This is a genomic window from Nocardia grenadensis, from assembly GCF_050942415.1.
GTDB lineage: Bacteria > Actinomycetota > Actinomycetes > Mycobacteriales > Mycobacteriaceae > Nocardia > Nocardia grenadensis.
The window spans coordinates 4,030,648-4,055,398 of sequence record NZ_CP192054.1 but is presented as its reverse complement, the minus strand read 5'-3'; the positions used below and the strand labels follow the sequence as shown (position 1 = coordinate 4,055,398).

At 67.7% G+C, this 24,751-nt stretch carries 27 protein-coding genes; 19 read left to right on the top strand and 8 right to left on the bottom strand.

Annotation, left to right across the window (positions count from 1 at the left end):
* Nucleotides 1-2 precede the first annotated feature (2 nt).
* Nucleotides 3-494 (bottom strand): hypothetical protein, encoded by a 492-nt coding sequence (locus ACQPYS_RS18425; RefSeq protein ID WP_431940210.1) that lies wholly within the window; start codon nt 492-494, stop codon nt 3-5.
* Between the two features lie 266 nt (nt 495-760).
* Entirely contained in the window at nt 761-1,537 is a 777-nt protein-coding gene (locus ACQPYS_RS18420) for a nucleotidyltransferase domain-containing protein (RefSeq protein WP_433490309.1), read from the bottom strand.
* A 618-nt stretch (nt 1,538-2,155) separates the two neighbouring features.
* Here ACQPYS_RS18420 and ACQPYS_RS18415 point away from each other — a divergent pair.
* Nucleotides 2,156-2,563 carry a nuclear transport factor 2 family protein gene (locus tag ACQPYS_RS18415; protein WP_433490308.1) on the top strand — a complete coding sequence of 136 codons (408 nt, stop codon included), beginning with the start codon at nt 2,156-2,158 and terminating at the stop codon, nt 2,561-2,563.
* 60 nt (nt 2,564-2,623) lie between these two features.
* Here ACQPYS_RS18415 and ACQPYS_RS18410 read toward each other — a convergent pair whose 3' ends face one another.
* Nucleotides 2,624-3,862, bottom strand: coding sequence for a cytochrome P450 (locus tag ACQPYS_RS18410; protein ID WP_431940205.1), 1,239 nt, complete (start codon nt 3,860-3,862; stop codon nt 2,624-2,626).
* Nucleotides 3,863-4,098: 236 nt separating this feature from the next.
* Here ACQPYS_RS18410 and ACQPYS_RS18405 point away from each other — a divergent pair, with 236 nt between their 5' ends.
* The 3 genes from ACQPYS_RS18405 to ACQPYS_RS18395 all read left to right on the top strand — a co-directional run bounded on the left by ACQPYS_RS18405 (nt 4,099) and on the right by ACQPYS_RS18395 (nt 6,374).
* Nucleotides 4,099-4,926 carry a mycofactocin-coupled SDR family oxidoreductase gene (locus tag ACQPYS_RS18405; protein ID WP_433490307.1) on the top strand — a complete coding sequence of 276 codons (828 nt, stop codon included), beginning with the start codon at nt 4,099-4,101 and terminating at the stop codon, nt 4,924-4,926.
* A gap of 211 nt (nt 4,927-5,137) precedes the next feature.
* Nucleotides 5,138-6,085, top strand: coding sequence for an endonuclease/exonuclease/phosphatase family protein (locus tag ACQPYS_RS18400; RefSeq protein WP_433490306.1), 948 nt, complete (start codon nt 5,138-5,140; stop codon nt 6,083-6,085).
* Nucleotides 6,086-6,131: 46 nt separating this feature from the next.
* Complete coding sequence (locus tag ACQPYS_RS18395) at nt 6,132-6,374, top strand: hypothetical protein (RefSeq protein ID WP_431940202.1); 243 nt, start codon at nt 6,132-6,134, stop codon at nt 6,372-6,374.
* A 162-nt stretch (nt 6,375-6,536) separates the two neighbouring features.
* Here the strand turns inward: ACQPYS_RS18395 and ampC are convergent, their stop codons facing one another.
* Complete coding sequence (gene ampC / locus ACQPYS_RS18390) at nt 6,537-7,796, bottom strand: class C beta-lactamase (protein ID WP_433490305.1); 1,260 nt, start codon at nt 7,794-7,796, stop codon at nt 6,537-6,539.
* A gap of 246 nt (nt 7,797-8,042) precedes the next feature.
* On the opposite strand from ampC, the gene ACQPYS_RS18385 reads away from it, so the two are divergent.
* Both ACQPYS_RS18385 and ACQPYS_RS18380 read left to right on the top strand, forming a co-directional pair.
* Nucleotides 8,043-8,837 carry a hypothetical protein gene (locus tag ACQPYS_RS18385; protein ID WP_433490304.1) on the top strand — a complete coding sequence of 265 codons (795 nt, stop codon included), beginning with the start codon at nt 8,043-8,045 and terminating at the stop codon, nt 8,835-8,837.
* Nucleotides 8,838-8,896: 59 nt separating this feature from the next.
* Nucleotides 8,897-9,205, top strand: a complete 309-nt coding sequence (locus ACQPYS_RS18380; RefSeq protein WP_433490303.1) for an Imm8 family immunity protein — start codon at nt 8,897-8,899, stop codon at nt 9,203-9,205.
* A 435-nt stretch (nt 9,206-9,640) separates the two neighbouring features.
* Here the strand turns inward: ACQPYS_RS18380 and ACQPYS_RS18375 are convergent, their stop codons facing one another.
* Complete coding sequence (locus tag ACQPYS_RS18375) at nt 9,641-9,904, bottom strand: helix-turn-helix transcriptional regulator (RefSeq protein ID WP_063038622.1); 264 nt, start codon at nt 9,902-9,904, stop codon at nt 9,641-9,643.
* 73 nt (nt 9,905-9,977) lie between these two features.
* Here ACQPYS_RS18375 and map point away from each other — a divergent pair, with 73 nt between their 5' ends.
* Nucleotides 9,978-10,745, top strand: coding sequence for a type I methionyl aminopeptidase (gene map / locus ACQPYS_RS18370; protein WP_063038955.1), 768 nt, complete (start codon nt 9,978-9,980; stop codon nt 10,743-10,745).
* A gap of 247 nt (nt 10,746-10,992) precedes the next feature.
* Here map and ACQPYS_RS18365 read toward each other — a convergent pair whose 3' ends face one another.
* The 3 genes from ACQPYS_RS18365 to ACQPYS_RS18355 form a co-directional block, all read right to left on the bottom strand.
* Complete coding sequence (locus ACQPYS_RS18365; RefSeq protein ID WP_063038620.1) at nt 10,993-12,396, bottom strand: TldD/PmbA family protein; 1,404 nt, start codon at nt 12,394-12,396, stop codon at nt 10,993-10,995.
* Entirely contained in the window at nt 12,393-13,898 is a 1,506-nt protein-coding gene (locus tag ACQPYS_RS18360) for a TldD/PmbA family protein (RefSeq protein ID WP_433493076.1), read from the bottom strand. The genes ACQPYS_RS18365 and ACQPYS_RS18360 overlap by 4 nt, the downstream gene beginning before the upstream one ends.
* Nucleotides 13,899-13,959: 61 nt before the next feature.
* Nucleotides 13,960-14,757: a 2-keto-4-pentenoate hydratase gene (locus ACQPYS_RS18355; protein WP_433490302.1), complete on the bottom strand. Its 798-nt coding sequence runs from the start codon at nt 14,755-14,757 to the stop codon at nt 13,960-13,962.
* 189 nt (nt 14,758-14,946) lie between these two features.
* Here ACQPYS_RS18355 and ACQPYS_RS18350 point away from each other — a divergent pair, with 189 nt between their 5' ends.
* From ACQPYS_RS18350 to ACQPYS_RS18295, 12 genes are all read left to right on the top strand, one after another.
* Nucleotides 14,947-15,915, top strand: coding sequence for an ABC transporter substrate-binding protein (locus tag ACQPYS_RS18350; RefSeq protein ID WP_433490301.1), 969 nt, complete (start codon nt 14,947-14,949; stop codon nt 15,913-15,915).
* A gap of 178 nt (nt 15,916-16,093) precedes the next feature.
* Nucleotides 16,094-16,861, top strand: a complete 768-nt coding sequence (locus ACQPYS_RS18345; protein WP_433490300.1) for an ABC transporter permease — start codon at nt 16,094-16,096, stop codon at nt 16,859-16,861.
* Nucleotides 16,858-17,646, top strand: coding sequence for an ABC transporter permease (locus ACQPYS_RS18340; protein ID WP_433490299.1), 789 nt, complete (start codon nt 16,858-16,860; stop codon nt 17,644-17,646). The genes ACQPYS_RS18345 and ACQPYS_RS18340 overlap by 4 nt, the downstream gene beginning before the upstream one ends.
* Nucleotides 17,643-18,485, top strand: a complete 843-nt coding sequence (locus ACQPYS_RS18335; RefSeq protein ID WP_433490298.1) for an ABC transporter ATP-binding protein — start codon at nt 17,643-17,645, stop codon at nt 18,483-18,485. Before ACQPYS_RS18340 ends, ACQPYS_RS18335 begins: the two co-directional genes overlap by 4 nt.
* Before the next feature lie 4 nt (nt 18,486-18,489).
* Nucleotides 18,490-19,344, top strand: a complete 855-nt coding sequence (locus ACQPYS_RS18330) for a creatininase family protein (RefSeq protein ID WP_084481386.1) — start codon at nt 18,490-18,492, stop codon at nt 19,342-19,344.
* A gap of 72 nt (nt 19,345-19,416) precedes the next feature.
* Nucleotides 19,417-20,262, top strand: coding sequence for a hypothetical protein (locus ACQPYS_RS18325; protein WP_063038951.1), 846 nt, complete (start codon nt 19,417-19,419; stop codon nt 20,260-20,262).
* A 30-nt stretch (nt 20,263-20,292) separates the two neighbouring features.
* A complete protein-coding gene (locus ACQPYS_RS18320) occupies nt 20,293-20,622 on the top strand; it encodes an extradiol ring-cleavage dioxygenase (protein ID WP_063038607.1) in 330 nt (109 codons plus the stop codon).
* The gene (locus ACQPYS_RS18315) at nt 20,615-21,703 is read left to right on the top strand and encodes an amidohydrolase family protein (protein ID WP_084481383.1); all 1,089 of its coding nucleotides are present in this window, start codon (nt 20,615-20,617) and stop codon (nt 21,701-21,703) included. Before ACQPYS_RS18320 ends, ACQPYS_RS18315 begins: the two co-directional genes overlap by 8 nt.
* Nucleotides 21,700-22,407 carry a FadR/GntR family transcriptional regulator gene (locus tag ACQPYS_RS18310; protein ID WP_063038605.1) on the top strand — a complete coding sequence of 236 codons (708 nt, stop codon included), beginning with the start codon at nt 21,700-21,702 and terminating at the stop codon, nt 22,405-22,407. The genes ACQPYS_RS18315 and ACQPYS_RS18310 overlap by 4 nt, the downstream gene beginning before the upstream one ends.
* A complete protein-coding gene (locus ACQPYS_RS18305) occupies nt 22,404-23,033 on the top strand; it encodes a cysteine hydrolase family protein (RefSeq protein ID WP_433490297.1) in 630 nt (209 codons plus the stop codon). Before ACQPYS_RS18310 ends, ACQPYS_RS18305 begins: the two co-directional genes overlap by 4 nt.
* A complete protein-coding gene (locus ACQPYS_RS18300) occupies nt 23,015-23,206 on the top strand; it encodes a tautomerase family protein (RefSeq protein WP_063038601.1) in 192 nt (63 codons plus the stop codon). The genes ACQPYS_RS18305 and ACQPYS_RS18300 overlap by 19 nt, the downstream gene beginning before the upstream one ends.
* A gap of 2 nt (nt 23,207-23,208) precedes the next feature.
* A complete protein-coding gene (locus ACQPYS_RS18295; protein ID WP_433490296.1) occupies nt 23,209-24,654 on the top strand; it encodes an aldehyde dehydrogenase in 1,446 nt (481 codons plus the stop codon).
* The last annotated feature ends 97 nt before the right edge of the window (nt 24,655-24,751 follow it).

Below are 24,751 nucleotides of genomic sequence, written 5' to 3'. Positions count from 1 at the left end.
GATCAGAGGGTCCAACTGCTCTGCACGAAGTAGTCGCTGGTGGCGAAGATGATCCGGTCCGGTGTCTGCTGGTGGTCGATGCCGAAGGCCACCAGCCCGTGGCGGGGCTGTCCCGGCTCGAGGAACCCGGCCGGGTATTCGCCGGGGACATCGGTGAGCGGATACACCGTCGTACCGTCGGCGGTCACCATGCGCAGGTCGAGAGTCGGCAGGAAATAGGGGTTGCCCGCGGTCTGCTCGGCGGTCACGTCGTACACCAGCACGCGCTGGCCGTCGGCGCGCGGCTCGACCACCGCGTCGGCGGGGTCGACCGTGATGGACATATCTCCTCCGGTCCGGACCGGGAACGTTGTCCCGAGCGGCCCGGAAGGAACCTGATCCTGCGCGGCCGCCACCGGCGGTTCGGGGAGCACCGGGACCGGTTCGGCGCTCGCGGCGGTGACGGAGAGGAGCGGTAGAACGACGGCAGCGGCGGCCAGGACGGTTTTCTTCACAGGAGGTCCTTCGGGGTCGTCGGCGCTCGGGGCGCGTTATCGGTGCCGGCACGCCGTTGGCCGGTCGAGTCGGTAGGCGTCGCCGTGACGCCGTGTCCGGATGGGCCGCACCTGGTCACGGGGGAGCGGCGGCGGCTCTCCGCGAGCCTAGAAGCCCCGCGGGCGGCGCCGCATCCCGGGAAAACCGATCTTGGCGAACATGTGATATTCGATCTTGCCGAGACCGCACCGTGACCCGAGCCGAACCGGCGATCGGCGACAACGGATCACACGGTGTCGCCGGTGGCCGGCTCGGGGACGGTGAACAGATCCCGGGCCGTGTCCACTGCCCGGGCGAGTACCGCCGGGTCGGTCGTCAGCCCGCCCACGATCTCGTCGACGGCCCGCAGCCCGGCACGGTCCAGCAGCCGCTTCTCGTTGGTCACCCACTCGCCGCGAGCCGCCAGCATGGCATGGGCCGTCTGCGCAGCGGCGGTGGCCAGCGCGCCGGCGACTTCGGTGGCCTGTCCGCGTCGGACAAATGCCTCGCGCGCGTAGTTCAGTGTCATGGTCGCGCGGTCGCGCCATGACGGCGGAGCTGCGCGGCGTAGCGCAACCGGGTAGGCGGGGCAGGGCAGAGTGCCGTGCAGTACCCGGTTGACGGCGAGTTCGGCGACCACGAGGTAACTGGGGATGCCCGCGAGGTGGAACATCAGCGGTTCCCAATGGAAGCGACCCTGCCGGGCCTCGGCGAGTTCGTGTTCTACGACGTCGAGGTCACGGTAGTGGACATCTACGTGCCGGTCGTCGATCGTGAGCCAGGCTCCGCCGTTGAAAACGCCCCCGCCCCAGCCGCCTACCTCGGAGACATCGCCCGCCCAGCCGACCGCGCGCAGATCCGCCGGGTCGAAGTCGCCCCGGTAGTAGACCGCGAAGTCCCAGTCGCTGTCCGGGGTGTGGGCGCCCTGTGCGCGTGATCCGCCGAGAGTGACGGCACGCACCGCCGGCAGGTCGGCCAATCGGTCGGCGACGTGGGCGAGGAAAATTTCGTCGGTCACAGACACCACTCCATGGCTTACGGATTCCGACAGCTGCCGGGCGGTATCGTCCGACCGGGTCTCGCTGTCGCTCGCCGGGGCTCGCGGGCCGCAACATTCTCGACCCCGAGCGCCAGGAGAGCACCGGGAATGGTAGCAGCGGGAATGGTGATACCGGCGAGCCGAACACCATGACAGAGCGGCTGCGCGCCGTAGGTCACCGATCGCGGACGCGGCGGCAAGCTGATGATCCGCGGTCACAAACTGCTGCGCGGGGCCGGCGGGTCGGTCGGGATCGCGATCACGCGCCGGACGGGTACCGCGGACTGAATCCTCGGACCGGCGGGTGGTCATTCGCCGAGCTCTCCGCGCCGCCCGAGCGTTCGATGCCCTCGTTGCGAGAACACCCGCCCGGCACGGACCGTTTCGGCGCATGGCCGCGTGCCGAGGCTGTTCTCGCCCCACCCCGGGAGCCGGACCGGTTTCGCGTGGAGTTCGATCGGTATGTCGGCGCCCGCGTAGGTCGGGGCGGATGGGTGCGGCCGGTGGGCTCGACCGTGGACATCGGTGGGCGATCTGGTTAGCGTTCACAAGGCATCGGTCGGCCAAGGTCCGGCCGGCATATCGAGTGGGCGAGGTTTCGGCATGCATCCGTTCCGCAAGGCCGTGGAGGAGCGCGATTCCGCCGCCATCGAGGCACTGCTGGCCGACAATGTGGTGTTCACCAGCCCGGTGGCGTACAAGCCCTATCCGGGCAAACCCATCACCGCGGCCATCCTGCGCGGTGTGCTCCGCGTTTTCGAGGATTTCCGCTACATCCGGGAGATCGCCGACCCCGGCGGCCGCGACCATGCGCTGGTATTCGAAGCGACGGTCGCGGGTAAGCGGCTCACCGGCTGCGATTTCCTGCACGTCGACGAAGACGGCAAGATCGACGATTTCATGGTGATGGTGCGTCCGCTCTCGGCAGCGACCGCTTTGGCCGAGGCCATGAGCGCGCAGTTCGACCGGATCCAGAGCGAGGCGATCGCCGCGAGTACCGACGTGCGGTAGCCGAGGGCCCCGCCGCGGCAGAACGGACGCTCGATCGGGTCACCTGCGCGGGACCGCGCTTCAGCCCAACGGCAGCGGTGGTGTGGGCGGGAAGGTGACCGGTAGCGCGGCGAGGGTGCGGTGCAGGACGCCCGGCCGCCAGACCAGTTCCGCCACCGGGACCGCGAGCCGCAGCTCGGGCAGCGCGTCGAGCAACTGGTCGATGGCCTCCTGTGCGATCAGATACGCTGTCGGCTGGGCCGGGCAGGCGTGTGGGCCGGCGCCCCAGGCCAGATGCGACCGGTTGCCGGTGTGGTGGCCGGTCCCGATCTCCGGATCCCTGTTGCACCCGGCGAGGCTGATCACCACCGGCTGGTGGGCCGGCAGCCAGACGTCGTCGACCAGGGTGGGCTGCCGCGGATAGGTGACGCTCGCGTTGGGTAGCGGCGGATCGTCGAACAGCACGTCGTCGAGCGCGTCGCGGGTCGCCAGCGCGCCGCCGAGCATCTCGTCGGCGAACCTCTCGTCGGTGAGGATCAAGCACAGCGTGTTGATGATCAGGCTCTGCATCGGCCCCATGCCGACGCCGTAGAGGGCCACCACCTGGTGGGTCATCTCGTTCGCGTCGAGCGCCGCGGAGTGGTGCAGGAGCCGGGTGGTGACATCGTCGCCGGGTTCGGCGCGTTTGGCGTCCACCAGTTCCTGCACCGCCTCGCCGAACATCAGATTGCCCTTCTCGGAGTCGACGCCGTCGAAGATGGCGGCCGTCGCGGCGGCGGCGCGGTCGCTGATCTCGGGTGGGCAGCCGAGCATCGTGTTGATGACCTCGAAGGTCAGCGGAAAGGCGTACTGGGCGACCAGATCGGCCGAACCGGACTCGCAGAACGTATTGATCAGCGGTGCCGCGACGCGTTCGACGGTATCGCGCAGCCGGTGCAGGTCCACCCCGGCCAGCGCCGCGGTGACGGCACCCCGGTAGCGCGTGTGCTCGGCGCCGGCACTGCGCGGTGCGTTCGGCCGGTACTGCAGTACCGGCAGCACCGGACAGTCGGCGGGGACGGTTTTCTCCCAGTGGCGGGGATCGGCGGGAAACCGGGCCGGGTCGTTGAGAATGCGCAGGGCGGCGCGGTATCCGATCACCAAGGTGGCGGGGACACCGGGCGCCAGTTCCACCGGCACCAGGGCGCCGTGACGTTCCCGCATCTCCTGATAGGCGCGGTGCGGGTCGGCGGTGAATTCGGCGGAGTGCAGCGGATATCGCTCTTCGTCGCCTCGACCGGGTCCCGAGAGTGCTGGCACGGGGTCTGGCGGCGTGATCATGGCGTGCTCCAAGCATATCGGCAGCCAACGGCAGGGCGGTGCAGAGACGTTGGCCCGGGAACTGTTTCGGCCGGTCCGCTGCGCTGCGGGCACCAAGATCATAGGACATTCTCCGTCGGGAAGGTTGCGCGCGGGTTGCCGTGAATGGGCATATCGATCATCGACTTTCGACAGTTGGTGTCATATTGTCGAGTTGCGGCAAAAGTGCAGATGCAGCGCGGGATACGGAGTACTTCATGGGCAAATTGAATGGCAAGACCGCATTCGTCACGGGGGCCGCGCGGGGCCAGGGGCGCTCCCACGCAGTACGTTTTGCGCAGGAGGGGGCCGATATCATCGCCGTCGACACCACGGCCGAGGTCGCTACTGTTCCGTACCCGCTGGCCGATGCCGCCGACCTCGCGGAGACCGTCCGCCTGGTGGAGGCCACCGGTCGCCGTATCGTCGCCCGGGACGGCGATGTCCGTGATCTCGCCGCCCTGACCGCGGCGGTCTCGGCGGGGGTGGCGGAATTCGGGCGGCTGGATATCGTCGTCGCCAATGCCGGGATCTCCAGTCCGGCCCCGACGCTGGAGATGAGCGAAGACGTCTGGCAGGACATGATCGATATCAACCTCACCGGGGTGTGGAAATCGCTCAAGGCCGCTGTTCCGCACATTATCGAGGGCGGCCGCGGTGGCTCCGTGGTGATCACGAGTTCGCTGGCCGCGTTCCACGTCAACGAGAACACCGCGCACTATTCGGCGGCCAAGGCCGGACTGGTGATGCTGATGAAGGTGCTCGCCAAAGAACTCGCCCCGCACGATATCCGGGTGAACACGGTGCATCCGACCACCGTCGCCACCCCCATGATCCTCAACGACGCCACCTACCGCCTGTTCCGGCCGGATCTGCCGAACCCGGACCGCGCCGACTTCGAAGAGGCGGCCCGCACGCTGAACCGGCTCCCGGTGGTGGCCCTCGAGCCGGAGGACATCACCGCCACGGTGCTGCATCTGGTCTCCGACGACGGCCGCTACATCACCGGGACCACCCAGCAGATCGATGCCGGGGGGATGCTCTGAACGCCGATCGCAGGTAGCCGGCCCGCTCGGTTCCGGTGCTCCGACTGCCGGTCGCGGCTCCGGCCGCGCGATCGGCGTACGGTTTCGCGCGCCGGACTATCGCGGATGCGATTCGGCCGGCGTGCACCGAACCGAGGTAGCACGGGCCGGATGAGCTTCGCCGCAAGAACTTCGCAAGGTTCTCTCGAGCGCGCCCGATAGGTTTACGGGTATGACGCACGGAGTTGTCCGCCAGGTGCTGCTCGGCGCGGGGCGGTGTGTGCTGCTGGCCGGGACCTTCGGTCTGGCTCTCCATCTCGGGGGCTGGCAGCGGCGGGAACTGATCCTGCTGGCCGCGGGCGCGACGTATCTGATGCTGGGCGCCGTGGCAGCCCTGCTGTTCTTCCTGGCCGCGCGCGGATGGCGCAGCGCCGCGGCGGCGGTGATCGTACTCGCCGGTGTGCTGTGGACCCAGCTGCCGCTGTTCGTTCCGGACAGCCGCGCCGCGACCGGCGTCGAACTGACCGTGCTGCAATCGAATCTACTGTTCGGCCGGGCGGATACGACCGGCCTCGTGACCGCGGTCCGGGAGCGTGGCGTCGATGTGTTCACCGTGGACGAACTCACGCCCGAGGCAGTCGATGCCCTGGCCGCGGCAGGTCTCGGCGCTGTGCTCCCGTACAACTATCTGGACCCGGGCCCCGGCGGCGGAGGTACCGGTATCTACAGCCGGTTCCCGCTCTCGGATCCGGTCCGGCACCAGGAGTTCGTGCTCGGCAACCTGTCCGCGACGCTCACCCATCCCGCCCTCGGATCCGTCGCGGTCCACGCATTCCACCCGCTCCCGCCGACCGCGGACGCCGCGGTCTGGGCGAAGGAGATGAGCGCCGTCGACACCATCCTGCGCGCATCACCGGGACCGGCGGTGGTCGGCGCCGATTTCAACGCGACCAGTGACCACATGGCCTTCCGCCGCCTGGTGAGCGGCGATTTCGCCGCCGCCGCCGAACAGGCCGGTGCGGGCCGGCTGCTCACCTATCCGGCCGACCGAGCCTGGGGTCCGCTGATCGGTATCGACCATATTCTGGTATCCGGCGGCACCACCGAGCACATCAGTACATTCACCCTCGCGGGTTCGGACCATCGTGCCGTTGTGGCCCGCCTCCGGCTCACTCCCTGATCCGCTGTCGGCGGTCACCCTTCCCACGAAAGACCCAGGAGAGAATATGTATTCCGGCACCCGTCCGCGCGCTGTCACCGGCACCGTGGTGATCGCCCTCGCGGCCGGCTTCGGCTCGGTCGCCTGCAGTAGCGACCGCTGGTGTGAATTCGACGCCACCGACACCAAGGTCGCCGACTCATACTGCGAGAACGGGACTCCCGGCTACGAATGGGAGCCCGACAGCGACGGCAAGAACAAGAGCAAGAAGAAGCCCAGCAAATCCACCACCTCCACACGCCATCACTGAGCAGGGAGTTCCCCGCCCGCTGGACCGGGCTCGCCGGAGAGTTCTGGCGGGGGCGTCGGCGCCACGACCGTCGTGACGATACCGTCCGCCGTCGGCTCGACGATGCCCCCGAGGCCGGTGACTCCGTGTGCGGCCACGCCGACCGCACGCCATGAGTGGTCGCTACACGGAATCGAGGGCATCGAGGACCCGGTGGGCGGCGGCGATCCGGGCAGGTATCGGAATACTCCGGTTCATCAGTACGACTACAGCGAGAGAACGGCTCGGTACGAATGTGGCGTAGGCGCCGAATCCCCCGGTAGAGCCGGTCTTGTCGAAAAACGCCGGACCGGATACGGCCGGGGCCGGTTCGACCGGCAGGGGCCGGTTGATGACCTCGGCCGAGTTGCCGGCCTGAAGCGCCTCGAGCGAGGTGGGGTACTCGAAACGTTCCCAGCCCAGCGCCTGTGTCATCGTGCCGATTCGGTAGTAGCCGCGCCGGGTCGCGTCCAGCGCTCCGCGCAGGGCGAGCGGAGCGCGCCGGTTGTCCATATTCGCCGCGACGAACGACAGCAGGTCGGCTGCGGTCGTTTTCAACCCGTAGGCCTCGGCATCACCCGGACCGGGAGAAACCCGTACCGGAGCACCCGACCGCGCCGTCCCCCAAGCGTAGTCGTCCTGCGCTGTCTCCGGTACATCGAAGTATGTGTGCCGGAGGCCGAGCGGTTCCAGTATCTCGGCGCGCATCGCGTCCTCGAACGGGCGACCGAGCGACGCGGCGGTCGCCTGCCCCAGCAGGGCCATACCCGGGTTGCCGTAGAGGCGGGTGCTCCCCACCGGGTACGTCGGGTGCCACTGTTGGAAGTAGCGCCACATCTCGGCCTCCGTCGTCACCTCGGAGGGAAACTGTTGCGGCAGGCCACCCGCGGTATAGGTCGCGATATCCCTGATCCGCGCGTTGTCGATCGGGTGGTCCCGTAACCGCGGCAGGTACGTGCCGGGGGTGTCGTCGAAGTCGAGCCGCTCCTGGGACGCAGCGGATCCGGCCAGCAATGTGGTGAACAATTTGCTGAGCGAGCCGATCTCGAAGATCGTCTGTTCGGTGACCGGGCGATCACCACCGGGGGCGGTGGTGCCGAATTCGAAGACCTGGGTCCGATCCCCGTCGATCACGCCCACGGCGATGCCGGGGATGCCGTGGGCCGCGCGCAATGACGTGAAGGTTTCGTGCACGACGGTGCCCAGGACGTCGTCGGCTGCCGCCGGTGCGGGTGCTTCTCCGGTGCATGCGGACACCAGTAGTCCCGTGAGCAGGATGATCGCCGGCCGAACCCACCTTCTACCGTCGTGGGCTCGCGCCTCGGCGGCGCGAGCGAGTGCGGCGCGGTAAGCCGGCCCCGGCTTGCCTGGTTCGTGTCCGGGATCGGCATCTCGAAATCTCATAGGGGCACGGTAAGCGCCTGCCGTATCGCCGTCGAAACTCCTGCGTGGCGGTCCGCTCCCTGCTCTGCGCGCGCCGGTAGCGTCTGCACCGCTCGAGCGTCAATGGATCCTGCCGGTAGCGCGATTCGATCGAGGTGGCGATGTACAGGCGTCGGGTGTTGTCCGTGCTGGCCGCGGGCACTGTGGCGGCCCTGGCGGGTTGTCGTGCCGCGCAGAGTGGTGCGGCGGACGCGGAGCGGACGATTAATGGATATCATCCAGGAGCGCGATCTCGCACTGGTCACACTCGACGATGTCCTCACGGTCAGGCCGACCTGGCCTGGGCCACACCTGATCACCTTTGTGACCGCTCATCTGGTCGTTTGCCCTGAGCGCCGACGGCTTCTATCGGTATCGACAGCCGCTGAATATCGATTCGATACTGTCGCGGAGGCTCTTCAATATTCAATTTCTGGGAGGCTGCTGGTGTCGCGTGTCGCAGGCGAGTACGTCGCATTCGCGAACCTTCTGTCCAACTATATCCATACCTACGTCCAGAAGGTCCGGGTTGAAGTTGATGGTTTGCTCGACCTCGGCACCGGGACCGGGGCGAGGAAGCTTGTGGCCGGGGACGCAGCGGGAGCGGAGCGTATCCCAGGGAGCGGAACGGCCGCCGCCGAGGGGCGGACCGGTGCGGAGGCTCCCGCCGGAAGCGCTGCAGCGGTGCCGCGCGCGGACTCCGAAAAGCCGGCACCGGCTCGGCCGGATCGGCGGCGGGTGGTCGAGATCGTGCGCAGTGCGGGGGCGCGCGCCGGCAATTTCGGTATCGGCCGGGCCGGGCGGGCCGAGGCCGATGCCGCTGGACTCGCCTGGGTCGGGGCCGATGCCAGGCGGTTGCCCTACGGCAGCGCCTATCGCTGGGTCAGCGACGACGGATTGCGGCAGTATCGCCCGCCCCAGCAGAAGCCTTCCGGGCGGAGTGTTGAGGCCAATTACGAATCACGCCCGATGACCGCCCGGCACTGGGAGAGCAACGCGCATCTGGAGATCGAGGAGCGGTGATGAGAGCGGAGCTCAAGGGAATGTACAGCCCGGACGTCGATCTCGCGAACCCGGCCGCTGTGAGCGCGGCCGACGACGTGTTGGTGCAGTTGATGATCGGCCCGGCGGGCGACGCGGGGGAGGAGGCGTTCGACCTCGTCGTCCGGGCTTCGGGTGACAGCGCGGAGGTTGCGGGCGGGCGCGGGTTCCGGCCGGCCGATCACGCGCTGGTGCTCGACCGTATCGATACCGCCGAGCTTCGCCGCTACATCGAGGATTTCCTGCGTGATCTGGAATATCCGACCTGGGATGCGCTGGCCCGGGCGATCGGCCGGATCGCGCGGTGGGAATTCGCTGTTTACCGTCCTGTTCGTGATGACGGCGCGTAGGCCCGGGCGGTCGGCGGATACGTCTCCCGCTCGATTGGACCGTCGGTCACCTGCTGCTCCGGACATCCGCTCGTGTTCGTCCCGCGGGTCGGTGGCCCGGCGGGTCAGTTCGACCGCGTAGACCCAGGCGATGTTCCAGCCGAGCTGGGTCCCGTGGACGCATCCGGGAGTGCGATCTCTCGTGAGGTCGTCCTCGCGTGTCCACTGCGCGCCGAGGTGGCCCGGGGCGCGACAGTGCGGTGCAAGCCGATCGCTCACTCCTGCTCGGCGATCGGATGGTCCATTGGTGACCGTCGGGCCAGAGCGAGCGCAGCGGACTACTCGGCGCGGCGGTTGGGGCTTACGTCGTCGACGCTCGGTGATCGCGTCGGTGTCCGGAAATGCAGGGCCGTGCCCAGGCCGCGGGGAGCCGATGGCCAGGCCGTTCCGGATCCTTCAGGCGGATTCGGCGAGATTGTCCGCGGTCCAGATCTCGGCAAGCTCCTCGAGGGGCAGTTCGAGAACGCGGCTCAGGGAAACAACCGTGCCGAAGCCCGGCGAGGGAAGGCGGCCGGTCTCGATCTTGCGCAGGGTCTCCGGGGAGATCCCGGCCGCGCGCGCGACCTCGGCGAGGTCGCGCGCGTCACGGGCGGTACGCAACCGGACTCCGAGACGGCGGCCGGCGTCGATCTGGGTGGCGGTGAGGGGCAGGCGGACCATACCCCCATTCTAAAGAGTGGTATTAATGTACCGCAATGACGGTATAGAAATACCACTGGCTGTGGAGGTTGTGATGGTGGAGTTGAAATCGCCCGAGGAGATCGAGCGGATGCGCGTCGCGGGGGCGTTCGTGGCGGAGATCCTGGCGGAACTGCGGGCGGTCGCGGCGGTGGGCGTGAACCTGCTCGACCTGGAGATGATCGTGCGCGAACGGATCCGGCAGCGGGGCGCGGTGTCGTGTTACTGGGACTACGCGCCCTCGTTCGGGCGTGGTCCGTTCCGCAATACGGTCTGCCTGTCGGTCAACGACGCTGTCCTGCACGGCCTGCCCTTCGACTACGCGCTACGCGACGGTGATGTGCTGACCGCGGATCTGGCGCTGAGTATCGGCGGCTGGGTCGCCGACGCCGCCACCACCGTTATCGTCGGCACACCCGCCGCTGCGGATCTGCGCCTGGTGCGGGCCACCGAGGAGGCGCTGGCCGCGGCCATCGAGGCCGCGCAGCCGGGTAACCGGATCGGGGACATCTCCGCGGCGATCTCCGCTGTGGCCCGCGCCTACGGATACCCGGTCAATACCGAGTTCGGCGGTCACGGGCTCGGGCGCACCATGCACGAGGACCCGCACGTCGCCAACGCCGGACGCGCGGGCCGCGGCTTCCGGCTGCGGCCCGGCCTCACCCTCGCCCTGGAACCGTGGTTCGCCGCCACCACAGACCGGATCGTCACCGATGCCGACGGCTGGACCATCCGCTCGGCCGACGGCTCCCGCACCGCCCATTCCGAGCACACCGTAGCGATCACCGCCGACGGGCCCCGAGTGCTGACTGCGGTGGCGTGATCGACCGTTTCCCGCGTGTACCGCGAGCAGAATAGATTTCCCGGCGCCGGCAGCAACACATCCCGCGTGATCACTGTCGGCGACGCCCACTCGCCCGGCGCCGACACGACGAGGCCGGTGGCGGACATCTTCCGTCGCGGACGCTTGCCGGCCCCGCGGTGCCGCTTGCCGGCCGACTCCTGCCTGCCCGGCGCCGAGCCGGGTCGCATCGGTGTGGGGTGAAGTCCCGGGACGACGCTTCGCGGGTTCAGGTCGCCCGGCTCACCGACGACATGTGGAAGTCCGGGATCCGCAGCGGCGGCATGGCCGTGCGGGTGAACCAGTCCTTCCATTCCCGCGGCAGCGTGAGTTCGGTGGCCCCGGCCTCGGTGACCCGGCGCAGCAGGTCCAGTGGGCTCTCGTTGAACCGGAAATTGTTCACCGCCGCGGTGACCTCCCCGTTCTCCACCAGGTAGACACCATCGCGGGTGAGCCCGGTGAGCAGCAGGGTGGCCGGGTCGACCTCGCGGATGTACCAGAGGGTGGTGAGTAGCAGACCGCGTTCGGTGCGGGCGATCATCTCGTCCAGCGTTGCCGCGGAACCGCCGGTGAGCAGCAGGTTCTGCACCGGGACGGTGGGCGAGACGGCGTAGTCGGCGGCGGTGGCACGCGGGTACACCAGATCGGCGATCGCACCGTCGCGCAGCCAGTCCACCCGCGGCGCGGACAGGCCGTTGTCGAAGACCGAGACCGTCTCCGACGAGGCGGGGGTGGCTACGAAGGGCAGGCACTGCAGGCCGGGTGCCGCCGGATCGGAGAAGAGGGTGAGCGGAAGATCGGTGAGCTTCTCGCCGACCCGGGTACCGCCCGCGGCGGCGAACGCGGTGTGCCCTTCCTGCGCACCCCGGCCCTCCATGGACCAGTACATGTAGATGAGCAGATCAGCGACCGCCGAGGGTGGTAGCAGGGTTTCGTACCGTCCGGCGGGCAGTTCCACCCGCCGCGCCGACCAGTCCAGCCGCCGGGCCAGTTCCGCCAGCAGACCGGGGGTGTCCACATCGGTGAAATCGGCGGTGCCGGCGCCCACCCAGGCGCTGGCCAGTTCCGCCCCGTCGCCGCGCTTGCCGTTGATCTCGATCGACCCGGTGGGCTGGGTGTAGCGGCGCCGGACACCGGTGGAGGTGCCGAGCCAGGTGGTCTGCACCTGATGGTGTGCGAAACCGTAGAGCCGGTCGCCGCCGTCGAAACCGGTGGCCAGATCGGCGGCGAGCCCGGCGAACACATCGATCCCGGTGACGGCCGGCGCCTGCTCCCAATCCGGTGCCGCCGGAACCGCGTTCGTGTCCAGCAGCGGCATGGCGTCGCGGGCCGGTTCGGCGGATCGGGCGGCCTCCTCACTCGCCCGCACCACGGCCTCGATATCGGCGGGGTCGACACTGGTCGAGGCCACACTCCCCACGCGTGCCGAGCGCGGCCCGTCCCGGAACACCGAGATCACCGACCAGCGTCGCGAGACGGAGGCGCCGTTGGTGGTCATGGAGTTGCCGGCCCAGCGCAGCGAGGCCTCGTATTCGTCGCTCACGATCACGATCGCCTCATCGGCCCGGGACGCGCCGAGAGCCCGCTCGACCACCGCACCCGCGGGCAGTACACCCGCACCGGTCACCGTCATCGTCCTGCCTCCGTCCGGGTGTTGAGGACGTTCACGCCGCGTACCAGCACCGACGGGCAGCCGTGGCTGACCGCCGCGACCTGGCCGGGCTGCGCCTTACCGCAGTTGAACGCGCCGCCCAGCTGCCAGGTCGACGATCCGCCGACCGCCTCCATCGAACCCCAGAAATCCGTGGTGGTCGCCTGATAGGCGACATCACGCAACTGGCCGGCCAGCTCACCGTTGCGGATCCGGAAGAACCGCTGCCCGGTGAACTGGAAGTTGTAGCGCTGCATATCGATCGACCAGCTCTTGTCGCCGACGATGTAGATGCCGTCGGACACCCGCGAGATCAGCTCCGCGGTACTGGTATCGGCTTCGGGGTCGGGCTGTAGCGAGACATTGGCCATCCGCTGGATCGGTACGTGATGCGGCGAATCGGCGTAGGAACAGCCGTTGGAGCGGTCCAGGCCCAGTCGCGGCGCGAACACCCGGTCGAGCTGGTAGCCCACCAGCACGCCGTCGCGCACCAGGTCCCAGCGCTGACCGGCCACTCCGTCGTCGTCGTAGCCGACGGTGGCCAGCCCGTGCGGCTGGACCCGGTCGGCGGTGACATGCATGACCGGAGTGCCGTAGCGCAGCGTGCCCAGCAGATCCGGGGTCGCGAACGAGGTTCCGGCGTAGGCGGATTCGTAGCCGATCGCGCGGTCGTACTCGGTGGCGTGGCCGATGGATTCGTGGATGGTGAGCCACAGGTTGGTGGGGTCGATCACCAGATCGGTCGGGCCCGCGGTGACGGTCGGCGCCTTCACCTTCTCGGCCAGCCATTCCGGGATGCGGGCCAGTTCGGTATCCCAGTCCCAGACCCCGTCGGCGCCGGTGACGTACTCCCAGCCGCGGCCGACCGGGGGCGCCAGAGTGCGCATGGTCTCGAACCCGCCGGAGGCGGTGTCCACGGTGATCGCCTCCAGTTGCGGGTGCAGACGCACCCGCTGCTGGGTGATCGAGGAGCCCGCGGTGTCGGCGTAGTAGGTCTGCTCCTTGACCTGGAGAAGTGAGGCGGTGACGTGGTCGACGCCGTCGGCGGCGGTCAGCCGGCCCGAATAGTCCTGGAGCAGCGCCACTTTGTCGGCCGAGGCCACGGTGAACGGATCGATCCGGTAGTCGGAGATCCAGCGGGCGTTGTTGTAGCGGGGTTCGGCGGCGAGTTCGACGCGTTCCCGGTTGAGGGCGCGCAAGGTGGTCGCCACGGCCACCGCGGACCGTGCGACCTCGGCCGCGGTCTCCCGGGTCAGCGCCGCGTGCGAGGCGAAACCCCAGGTGCCGTCGACGATGACGCGGACCGCGAACCCGAGTTCGACGGTATCGGTCAGTGCCTCCACCCGGCCATCGCGTAACCGCAGTGTCTGCGTACACAACCGGTGCACTCGCAGATCGGCGTGCTCGGCCCCGGCCGCGCGGGCCGCGGCCAGGGCCGATTCCGTCAGCGCCGCCAGCGGTAGGTCCGCGAACTCCGGATCGATGGTGTGCCCGGACGGTAGGCCGCCCGATTCGGTGGAGGTTGTCGCCGTCACCCTGCACAACTTAGTCGACGGTGCGGGCCTGTCCACGTGGTGCGATGTCGAGAGTCACGCTGCCCAGGCCGTGCACGTCCACCCTGATGTGGGTGCACGAGTCGATCGATGCGGCCGCTGTCGCGCCGCCGGCGAGGACGACCGCGCCGGCGGGCAGGGCGTAACCGTAACGTCCGGCTATTGTCGACAGTTCGCGGAGCGCGTTCCACGGGTTGTCCAGGATTGCCGAGGTGGTCCCGGTCTCGGCCGGTTCACCGTCCAAGCTCAAGGTGACGGGTAGCTCGGCCACCTCGGTGGTGGAGTTCGCGGGTTGCCATGCGCCGACGACGAATCGGCATGCCGAGGTGTTGTCCGCGACCACGTCGGGGAGGCTGAACCGGAAGTTCCGGTACCGCGAATCGATGATTTCGAGGGCGGGGGCCACGGCGTCGACCGCGTCGATGATGTCGTCGTCCGGATCGTTCGGGCTCACGTCGCGGCCGAGACGGAACGCTATCTCCGGCTCCGCCCGCGGGTGGACGAGCCGTTCGAGGGAGAGGGTGCCGCCGGAGGGGATCTGCATATCGTCGACGAGCCAGCCGACTATCACCTCGTCGACACCCATCTGGGCCATCTTCGCGCGGCTGGTGAACCCGAGCTTCGGCCCCACATAGACCGCTCCATCCGCACGGCGGCGGTCGAGCAGTGCCCTTTGGACGGCGTAGGCGTCGCCGAGCGTGAGCTCGGCACCGAACTGGTCCACGGCGGTTCCGGTGCGCTGCGCGGTGGCGAGGATATCGACTACGCCGGACAGGTCGAGTGCGGACATGGGACTCCTTGGGTCGGGTCGAGGGGTGGGGATGTGCCAGGTGAGGCGGCCGCGAGGTGAGTCCGTGTCGGCCGGGTTACCGGCTTCGGAAGATTCGTAACACTGAATTTTCGCGAAAGCCATGTCGATCGTTATCAATTGTGATTGATTATAGTCGATACTGATCCGGGGGTACCAGCAAGGAGACCCATGCCGAACTTTCCGAAAAGCGTGCGGGCATTCGCCGTCGCGTTGAGCCTGCTGGCGGCGACCGCGTTGACAGGCTGCGGCGCCGGTGGATCCGGTGCCGAGGACAGCGGCGCTGTCAAGCTCGGAATCATCCCCATCATCGATGTCGCTCCCGTCAAATTGGGCGTCGCACGCGGTCTGTTCGCCGCCGAAGGACTCGACGTGACCACGCAGGACGCCCAGGGCGGCGCCGCGATCGTGCCCGGCGTCATGAGCGGCGACTTCGACTTCGGCTATTCCAACCTGGCCAGCCTGCTCGTGGCCCGCGAGCAGGGGCTTCCGCTCAAACTGGTCGCGATCGGCGCCCGCGCGTCGGACGACGTTCTCGACGACGGATCGGGCCAGCTGATGGTCTCGGACCCGTCGATCCGCACCGTGGCGGACCTGAAAGGAAAAACCGTCGGGATCAACACGCTGAAGGGCATCAGCGAGGTCGCGGTGCGTGCCGGCCTCGAGAAGGGCGGGCTCGCTCCCGAGGATGTCACGCTGGTCGAAATGCCCATCCCCAATATGGTCGCGGGCCTCGAATCGGGCCAGATCGCCGGAGCGATGGTGGGCGAGCCGTTCATCACGATCGCCGAGAAGGCGGGCGCGCGCCCGTTGCCGGTCGGCTACGCGGCCATGGGCGAGGGTATTCCGTTCGCCGGATGGTTCGCCTCCGAGAAGATGCTGGCCGACCGTCCGGACGTGGTCGAGCGGTTCACCACCGCACTGGAGAAATCCTTCGAGTACGCCGCCGCGCACCCCGACGAAGTACGTCAGTCGCTGAACACCTATCTGACGCTGGACGAGGGTGTCGCCGAGAGCGTCCGGCTACCGGTGTGGGGGCCGGCCGTCGATCGGGACGAAATCGACGGCTTGGCGACGCTCACGGCCGAGGCCGGCCTGATCGGCGACCCCCGCGTACTCGACGGCTTGATCGTCAAGTGATCCGGTTTCCGGTCGGCCGCGACATTCCGGCCTCGGTACCGGGTGAAGAAGCGAGGTAACAGTGCCACCCACAATTTCGGAATCGGTCACCGTGGACGAGTCTTCGAAGGCCGGCCGGGCGCGGGCCGCGGGAATGCCTGAGTCCCGTCCCGATCGTGCGCCCGAGCGAAGGCGGAAGGTGCCGGATGCGGCGTTCGGCATCGTCGGGGTCGTCGTCTTCGCCGCCCTGCTGGAGGTGTTGCCACGACTCGGCGTGCTGCCGCGGAAGTATTTCCCGCCACTGAGCGAAATGCTCACGGCGCTCGCCGGGCAACTCGGCGCGGCGTCCTTCTGGGCGGCCCTGCTGGACACCGTGCGCGGCTGGGGAATCGGGTTGGGGCTCGCCCTGATCGCGGGCACCGCGGTCGGATTCGCCATCGCGAGTTCGGCGAAGGCGATCGCGATCACGGCGTCGACCATCGAATTCCTGCGCCCGATACCGTCGGTCGCCCTGATTCCGCTGGCAGTGCTGTTGTTCGGCACGGATATTCGCAGCACACTGCTCTTGGTCGGCTACGCGTCGTTCTGGCCGGTCCTCGTGCAGGTACTCCACGGTGTACAGGACATCGATCCCGTTGCCGCGAACACGGCCGAATCGTACGGGTTCTCGCGCTGGGCCGTGTTCCGGCACCTGGTCTGGCCGACGACATTGCCGTACCTGATCACGGGCGCGCGCCTGTCGGCCTCGGTCGCCCTGATCCTCACCATTTCGGCCGAATTGATCATCGGGAGCCCGGGACTGGGAAGCGAGATCGCGCGAGCCCAGGCGAGCAACGCGATCGCCGATGTCTACGCGATGGTGATCGTCTCGGGTCTGCTCGGAATGGCGGTCAATGTAGTCATTCGATCGATCGAACGGCGGGTGCTCGGGTGGCATATGTCGATACGGAAGGACGAGGTTTCGTGAAACTCGTCGCGGTGGCGAAGAAGGTCCTCTATATCGTTGGACTGCCGGTCGTTCTGATCGCGCTGTGGTGGATCGGTACAGCGAATTCGGGTAGTTACTATTTCCCCTCGCTCGTCAAGATCGCGCAGGCGTTCGGTGATTCCTGGTTGACCACCGAGCGGTTGACGAAGGACGTCGTGCCGAGCATGTTGCGTCTGGCCGCCGGCTACGCCCTCTGTGTGGTGTCGGGGGTCGGGCTCGGGGTGTTCCTCGGGTTGCACCGCCGCGCCCGCGCGACGGTGGAACCGGTACTCGAATTCTTTCGCGCGATCCCGCCGCCGGTATTGATCCCGGTCTTGATCATCGTCGCGGGAATCGGTGACGGAATGAAGATTCTGGTCATCGTGCTGGGCGCGGTGTGGCCGGTGTTGCTCAATACCGTCGAGGGTGTGCGTGCGGTGGACGATGTTTTGTCGGATACGTCGCGGTCGTACGGTATCGGCGGAAGCGCGCGAATCCGTCACCTCGTGCTCCCGGCGGCGAGCCCGCAGATCGTGGCCGGAATGCGTCAGGCTCTGTCGATTTCGATCATCCTCATGGTGATCAGCGAAATGTTCGCCAGCTCGAGCGGTCTGGGTTTCACCGTCGTTCAATTCCAGCGCGGGTTCGCCATCCCACAGATGTGGAGCGGAATCATCGTGCTGGGTCTGCTCGGCTTCGCTCTGTCGCTCGCGTTCGGCGTCTTCGAACGTCGTGCCCTCGGCTGGTATCACGGCCTGCGCCGTGCGCAACTAGGAGAGAAATGACCACAACCCGAACCCGCCCCACCGAGGCGACGATCGATGCCGCGCCGGCCATGCTCGACGTCCGCGGGGTCCAGAAGGTCTACTCCGGTCACGGCCGGCACGTGGAAGCGGTCCGTGACCTGACCTTCCGGATCGGCCGGGGCGAATTGGCCTGCATCGTCGGCCCCTCGGGAGCCGGCAAAACGACCCTGCTCAAATGCATCGCCGGCCTGCTGTCACCCACGTCCGGCGCGGTGTACCTGGGCGACCGCCCGGTCGTCGGTCCGCCTCGCGATATGGCGATCGTGTTCCAGGAATACGGCAGAAGCCTGTTTCCCTGGATGACCGTCGAGCAGAATGTCTCGCTGCCGCTCCGGCAGAAGAAGGTGCCGAAGGCCCGTAGATCCGAACTGGTCGAACAGGCTCTGGCCGCGGTCGGTCTGAATGATGTGCCACAGGCGTACCCGTGGCAGCTGTCCGGTGGTATGCAGCAGCGTGTCGCCATCGCGCGGGCCGTGGCCTACCAGCCTTCGGTGCTGCTCATGGACGAACCGTTCGCGGCCGTCGACGCCCAGACGAGGTCCGAGCTCGAGGATCTGACCCGCTCGCTCTGGGAGCAGCTGGGCATGACCGTGCTGTTCGTGACCCACGACATCGACGAGGCGGTCTACATCGGGCAGCGGGTCCTGGTGTTGTCGGCGTCGCCGACCGTGGTGCTGGACGACATCACGATCGATCTGTCCGACGAGCGCGATCAGTTGCGTACCCGCGCACTGCCCCGCTTCGCGGAGTTGCGCGCACTGGTCTATCAGCGGATCCAGGACGCCAAAACATTCCACGACACCCGGGCCGGAGGCTGAGCCGATGGATATCTTCAGCGGTTCGATGGCCGAGATGACCTGGTACGAGATCGATGCCGCGGCCGCCGCGGGGGCGGTGCTGCTCTGGCCCATCGGCGTGATCGAACAACACGGACCGCACCTACCGGCGGGGACCGATGTGTACGTGCCGACCGATCGGGCACACAAGGTCAGGGCCGTGCTGGCCGAACACGGTGTCGACGCCCTCGTCGTCCCGCCCTATTACTGGGGCGTGAACGTGGTGTCCGGATCGTTCCCCGGCTCCTACAGTATTCGGCCCGGTCTGATGCGCGAGGTACTCGCCGATCTGTTCGTGAGCATGTCCGGCGACGGCTTCGGTCATATCTTCTGCTTCTCCGGCCATGGCGACGCCCTGCACAACAGGACGATCTACGAGGCAGTGGAGACGGGTACGAAACGAGCGCCGGCGGATATCAGCTTCGTCGTCGACACGGCCCTCGCGCGGCGGCTCGAACTGTCTCCGGATGATCCCCTGCTGACCGTCCACGAAGACCCGGCCGTCGCACCCCCGGTGACGGCGCCGCCCGTGCGAAGCGGACCGGACGGCCGCGAGTTCGTCGACGTGCACGCCGGCCGGTGGGAGACCGCGATGATGATGGATTCCTGCCCTGGCCTGGTACGTGAGGACGTGCGGAAAGAACTACGGGCCACCGACTACGGGGCCGAGGAGCTCGCCGTCTGGCGGCGCGGCTACGACGACGCCCGCCGGACCACGCCCCTGGGGTATCTCGGGGACCCGGCGGGCGCGACCGCGGGCGAAGGACGGGATACCCAGGCGGCCACGGCCGAAGCCGCCGCCGCCGCGATCCGCCGCCGCTTGGCCGCGCGGCAATCGTGACCGGAGCTCGGCCTTCTCGAACCGGGTGTCCCGCATGCGGGACACCCCTGTGCAAACGAACTCGGAGGAATGATGGCTAGGATCAGTTTGGCGGTGGCGGCAAGTCACGCGCCGGGCCTGACGGGGTGGTTCGACAAGGCACCCGCGGCCGATCGGGAGACGGTACGACGGGCGTACGACGTCATCCACGACGAGATCGCCGCCGCGGATCTGGACGCACTGCTGATCATCGGGAACGATCACGTGGCCAATACCCGGGTGGGTGACCCATGGGACTTCTCCTTCGGGTTGACCGATCGGCACTCCGGTCCGGACGAGTGGTTCAAGCCGTGGCTGCGGGTAGCGGACTACGACCTGCGCGGAGCGCCGGACATCGCGAGAACCCTGTTCGAGTCGGTGCGTGACAGCGGCCCCCGGGTGCGCGGGGTCCGCGATCGGCTCAGGTTCGACGACAATGTCTCCGTCCCGGTGACCATGGCCGGATTGGCCGCCCTGGACGTACCCGTCATCCCCATCCTGCAGAACTGTACGGTTCCTCCGGTGCCGGACGAGCGGGTCTGCTACGACTTCGGGAAGGCCCTGGGGCGTGCCATCACCGAGGACCTCCCGGCCGACGCCCGGATCGGCCTGTTCGGCTCCGGCGGGCTCAGCCATGAGCCCGGCGGTCCTCGGTACCTGGAGATCGACGAGAAATTCGACCGCTGGTACATGGATCTGCTGACCGCGGGGGACCACGAGCGCATCCGCACCGAGGCGACATTCCAGCGGATGGAGGCGGCCGGTTCGGGCGGCACCGCCGAATTACTCTCCTGGACAGTCGTTCTGGGTGCCATCGGGCCTCGTCCGTGCACCGATCTGGGTTACGTCGCAGTGGAACAGTGGCGGTGCGGCGTCGGCGCGGTGCGCTGGACCGTCTGAGCTCTGTTTCGAATGGAAGGATCTGAAACCATGGCATTGGATCGGTTCGATCCCCTGTTGAAAACCAACGATCTCGTGCAAGACCTCAAGTGGGACGAGGAGTTCCGGGCTCGCTTCGAGTCCGACGAGGACGCGGTCATCGACGAATATCCGCTGACCGAGGCGGAGCGGCGGGCCATCAGGGAGCGCGACTTCCGCGGACTGCACGAGCTGGGGCTGCACCCGTACCTTCTCTCTCAGCTGGCTCGCCTGATCTACGGCACCGGCGAGAAGGCCGGTACATCGGGTGCGGCCACGGCATTGATCCGTTCGCTGCTGGGCGACGACTACGACGCATACATGGCCGAGCGACGTGACTAGAGAGATACCGTCGTCCCGCCAGAGATCCTCCCCGGTCATCGATATACACAGTCACGCAATGCCTTTGCCGCTGCTCGTCGCGCTCGAACGACGCGGGCTGGCCGACCTGTCCGGTATGGACGCGGGTTCGATCTCGATCGATCCGGCGATCTGCGGGCTGAACCGGGGTGCGGCGATCCCCTTCCCGGCCGAGCAGTACGACATCGAGAAGCGTCTCCGTTCGATGGATGCGGCGGGTGTGTCGATGCATGCGGTATCGGCGCCGCCCTTCCTGTTCGCGTCGGAGTCCACCGACGATGCGCTCACCTCGGCAGTGGTCCGGCAATCCAACGACGCGCTGGCGGAGTTCGTCGCGCAGGCGCCGGACAGATTGGTGGGAATGGCCACCCTTCCGGTCGGTCTGCCCGAAGCGAGTGCGGAACTGCGCCGGTGTATCGACGAACTCGGGTTCGCCGGGGCGACAATCGGGACTTACGGTGGCGGGGCGGAATTGGACGCGCCGGTCAACGATGCGCTGTGGGACGAGCTCTCGAGCCGGCAGACCCTGGTTCTGGTGCACCCCAGCCGGGTCTCGGGCCGGACGCGTCTCGCCGATTACCATCTGGTCCAGCTTTTCGGCTACCCGGTGGAGACCGGTCTCGCGATCTCCCGCCTGGTGTTCGGTGGTGTGCTCGACCGGTACGATCTCCGGCTGTGTCTCGCGCACGGCGGCGGCTGCCTGCCCGGTATCACCCCCCGGCTGGACCTGGGTTATGAACGGAAATCGTCTGCCCGGATGATGCTGCGGCCACCCTCGGACTATCTGCGCACGTTGCTGTACGACACAGCCGTATTCGACGACGAGGCCCTCGCCCGCCTGATCGACAACGTCGGCGTGCGCAACGTCCTGATGGGCAGCGATTTCCCCTTCGATCTCGCGGACCGGTCGCCGCTGCAATCGGTCCGGGCACTCGACCTGACGCACGAGGAGGAGCACATGATCCTGGGTGGGAATGCCCTCCGATTCCTGTCGAGACCGACCTGTCGACCGGATCGGCTCGAGGAGATACCACAACTACGGCAGAGCAGAGGGACACCATGAGCAAACGCGAACTCGATACCCAGTCCTCGTTCTCGCTGGCCGATGAGGTGGCGCGCGATATCGAGCAGATGATCCGGGACGAAGGCCTCGGCAACGGCCATCGTCTCGGTACCAAGGAGAGCCTGCGCGAGCGGTACGACGTGGCAGTCGCCACATTCAACGAGGCGATCAGGCTGTTGAGCGCTCGGAAGATGATCACGATCCGGCCCGGTGTCCGCGGCGGGATCTTCGTGGCCTCACCGCCGCCACTGGTTCGCCTGGGGCAGAAGATGCTGGAGCTGAGTGGCGATTCGGTATCGGTGGCCGACTGTCTCATCATGCGTGAGGCGCTCGAACCACTCATCACCCAGGACGCGACCCGTTTCCGGAACACCGTCGATGTCGAGGAACTGCGTGCCCTGGGCGAGGTGATGTTCGCCCCCGACCTCGGTGTGGAGGCCTATCTGCGTGCCAACTGGGCGTTGCACAAACGTATTGCCGAGATCACCACGAACGAGATCCTCAAGCACACGTATCTGTCTTTGCTCGAGTTCGTCGAGAGCCGATTGGCGGGAGTCGTCGCCTCGGGTTCTCCGGTGGACACCGGCGTCGGGGCACGGGTACACCGGGAATTGGTCGAGGCCATCGCGAGCGGCGATTCCGGACGTGCGACCACCGCACTCGAAGCGCATGCGGCGCTCACGGCCGACCCGGATCGCGCATGACCGCCGCGGCGCCGAGCTCCGAGTACGGGATCGGGGCGGTGGTCGTCATCGATATGCAGAACGACTACTGCCATCCGGACGGAGTCTTCGCGCAGGCCGGCCTGGTCGTTCGCGATCTGCCCGCACTGGTCGACCGCATCAATACCCTGGTGAGTGCCGCCCGGGCGGCGCAGGTGCCGGTCATCTGGGTGCGGATGGAGTGGGCCGACGATTCCGAGCTCGGAATACTCGCGCAGCGCAGTCCTTTTCTCGCCGCCGCGGGCCTTCGGACCGGCACCTGGGGCAGCGAGCTGGTGGCCGGACTCGATGTCCGGTCCGAGGACCCCGTCGTCGTCAAACAGCGCTTCAGTGCCTTCTACCGAACATCGCTGGCCGAGACGCTGGCCGGGGTCGCCGGGATGGCGGTGGCGGGTGTGCGCACCGACTTCTGCGTCGAATCCACCGTCCGGGACGCGTTCTTCCGCGATCTCGAGGTCGTGGTGGCCCGCGATGCCGTCGCCGGGTACTTCCCCGACCTGCACGAGAACAGTCTGCGTGTTATGGGCACCGTGTTCGCCCGTATCGAATCCGTCGATGCCCTGGTGACACGTTTCGAGGCGGTGCGCGGATGCCCTTCGTCGAAGTAACGCTCGTGGAAGGACGCAGTCCGGAGGTCCTACGTGACCTGATCTCCAGACTCACCCATGCCACCGCCGAATCCACCGGGGCACCGCTGCCCAGTATTCGCGTCGTCGTCCGGGAGGTTCCCGGTTCCCACTGGGCGGCCGGCGACGTCACCATTGAGGAACGAGACAGATAGCCATGGAACTGATCACCCACTTCATCGATGGAAAAGAAGTCGAGTCGAAGAACAACGGCCGCTTCGACAATATCGACCCGTGGACTCGTGAGGTGCGCACCGAGGTCGCGCTGGGCGGACCCGCGGAAGCCGATCTCGCCGTCGCGGCGGCCCGCGAAGCCTTCGACTCGGGCCCGTGGCCGCGGATGGGTTTCGCCGAGCGGGGGCAGATTCTGCACCGGCTGGCCGATCTCATCGATGCGAACACACACGAGCTGGCGATGGCCGACACCATGGATATGGGCAAACCCATCGCCGACAGCTCGTCCAAGGACGTTCCGCGCTCGGCGCTGAACTTCCGGTTCTTCGCCGACCACGCGCGCATGTCGTCGGCCGAGACGCTACCGATGGACTCCGGCCACCACGCGTACACGAGATTCGAATCGGCCGGTGTGGTCGCGGCCATCGCGCCGTGGAACTTCCCGCTGATGCTCGAAACATGGAAGATCGCACCGGCCTTGGCCTGGGGAAACACCGTCGTGCTCAAACCCGCCGAGGACACGCCGCACTCGGCGACGATTCTGGCCCGGCTCGCACACGAGGCCGGTATGCCCCCGGGCGTGCTCAATGTCGTGCACGGGTTCGGGCCGGATTCGGTGGGTGAGGCGCTCACCACGGACGCCCGGGTGGACCGCATCACCTTCACCGGTGAATCGAACACCGGCCGCGCCATCGCCCGGGCGGCGGCCGGCAACCTGACACCGGTGAGCCTCGAGCTGGGCGGTAAGGGCGCCAATATCGTATTCGCCGACGCGGATCTCGAATCCGCTGTGCAGTGGTCGATCAAGGCCATCTTCAGCAATGCGGGACAGGTCTGCCTCGCCGGTAGTCGCCTGTTCGTCGAACGCGGTATCTACGACGCCTTCCTGCGCCGCTTCTGCGAGGTGGCCGACGCGTTGGTCCTGGGTGATCCCAAAGATCCGGCGACACAGCTCGGCCCGCTGGCCTCCGCGGAGCACTACACCAAGGTGCGCTCTTTCTTGGAGGGCGTCGCTGCCGACGGCGGCACCACGGTGATGGGCGGAATGGGGGAGGGGTGGACGGTCCGTCCGACCGTTGTCACCGACGCTCCCGCCGACGCCCGGGTCTGCCGGGAGGAGATCTTCGGCCCGGTTGTTGTCATGACTCCGTTCGATTCCGAAGCCGAAGCCATCGGCCGGGCCAACGACACCCCGTTCGGGCTGAACGCCATGGTGTTCACCGAGAACCTGTCCCGGGCGCACCGGGTCTCCGCGCTGCTGCGTGCGGGAACCGTGTGGGTCAACTGCTTCTTCGTCCGAGACCTCAGGGCCCCGTTCGGCGGGGTCGGCGACTCGGGGGTGGGCCGCGAGGGCGGCAACTTCAGCCGTGAGTTCTTCACCGAACCCAAGGCGGTCGTGATGGATATCCGGAGCGAGGCACGCCCGTAACGATGCGAGGACCGGGGCAGGCCCCGGATCGTGTCGTGGGGCACAGCGGTCCGCGGGGCGGGGCCGGTTGCGGTGGGGAACTCCGGCGCAACCGGCC

What these genes read in the sequence shown, in the direction of transcription:
- ACQPYS_RS18415 (WP_433490308.1), top strand. Translation starts at nt 2,156, where the DNA reads ATGCATCCGTTCCGCAAGGCCGTGGAGGAGCGCGATTCCGCCGCCATC.
- ACQPYS_RS18410 (WP_431940205.1), bottom strand. Translation starts at nt 3,862, where the DNA reads ATGATCACGCCGCCAGACCCCGTGCCAGCACTCTCGGGACCCGGTCGA.
- ACQPYS_RS18405 (WP_433490307.1), top strand. Translation starts at nt 4,099, where the DNA reads ATGGGCAAATTGAATGGCAAGACCGCATTCGTCACGGGGGCCGCGCGG.
- ACQPYS_RS18400 (WP_433490306.1), top strand. Translation starts at nt 5,138, where the DNA reads ATGACGCACGGAGTTGTCCGCCAGGTGCTGCTCGGCGCGGGGCGGTGT.
- ACQPYS_RS18395 (WP_431940202.1), top strand. Translation starts at nt 6,132, where the DNA reads ATGTATTCCGGCACCCGTCCGCGCGCTGTCACCGGCACCGTGGTGATC.
- ampC (WP_433490305.1), bottom strand. Translation starts at nt 7,796, where the DNA reads ATGAGATTTCGAGATGCCGATCCCGGACACGAACCAGGCAAGCCGGGG.
- ACQPYS_RS18385 (WP_433490304.1), top strand. Translation starts at nt 8,043, where the DNA reads ATGGATATCATCCAGGAGCGCGATCTCGCACTGGTCACACTCGACGAT.
- ACQPYS_RS18375 (WP_063038622.1), bottom strand. Translation starts at nt 9,904, where the DNA reads ATGGTCCGCCTGCCCCTCACCGCCACCCAGATCGACGCCGGCCGCCGT.
- map (WP_063038955.1), top strand. Translation starts at nt 9,978, where the DNA reads ATGGTGGAGTTGAAATCGCCCGAGGAGATCGAGCGGATGCGCGTCGCG.
- ACQPYS_RS18365 (WP_063038620.1), bottom strand. Translation starts at nt 12,396, where the DNA reads ATGACGGTGACCGGTGCGGGTGTACTGCCCGCGGGTGCGGTGGTCGAG.
- ACQPYS_RS18355 (WP_433490302.1), bottom strand. Translation starts at nt 14,757, where the DNA reads ATGTCCGCACTCGACCTGTCCGGCGTAGTCGATATCCTCGCCACCGCG.
- ACQPYS_RS18350 (WP_433490301.1), top strand. Translation starts at nt 14,947, where the DNA reads ATGCCGAACTTTCCGAAAAGCGTGCGGGCATTCGCCGTCGCGTTGAGC.
- ACQPYS_RS18335 (WP_433490298.1), top strand. Translation starts at nt 17,643, where the DNA reads ATGACCACAACCCGAACCCGCCCCACCGAGGCGACGATCGATGCCGCG.
- ACQPYS_RS18330 (WP_084481386.1), top strand. Translation starts at nt 18,490, where the DNA reads ATGGATATCTTCAGCGGTTCGATGGCCGAGATGACCTGGTACGAGATC.
- ACQPYS_RS18325 (WP_063038951.1), top strand. Translation starts at nt 19,417, where the DNA reads ATGGCTAGGATCAGTTTGGCGGTGGCGGCAAGTCACGCGCCGGGCCTG.
- ACQPYS_RS18320 (WP_063038607.1), top strand. Translation starts at nt 20,293, where the DNA reads ATGGCATTGGATCGGTTCGATCCCCTGTTGAAAACCAACGATCTCGTG.
- ACQPYS_RS18310 (WP_063038605.1), top strand. Translation starts at nt 21,700, where the DNA reads ATGAGCAAACGCGAACTCGATACCCAGTCCTCGTTCTCGCTGGCCGAT.
- ACQPYS_RS18305 (WP_433490297.1), top strand. Translation starts at nt 22,404, where the DNA reads ATGACCGCCGCGGCGCCGAGCTCCGAGTACGGGATCGGGGCGGTGGTC.
- ACQPYS_RS18300 (WP_063038601.1), top strand. Translation starts at nt 23,015, where the DNA reads ATGCCCTTCGTCGAAGTAACGCTCGTGGAAGGACGCAGTCCGGAGGTC.
- ACQPYS_RS18295 (WP_433490296.1), top strand. Translation starts at nt 23,209, where the DNA reads ATGGAACTGATCACCCACTTCATCGATGGAAAAGAAGTCGAGTCGAAG.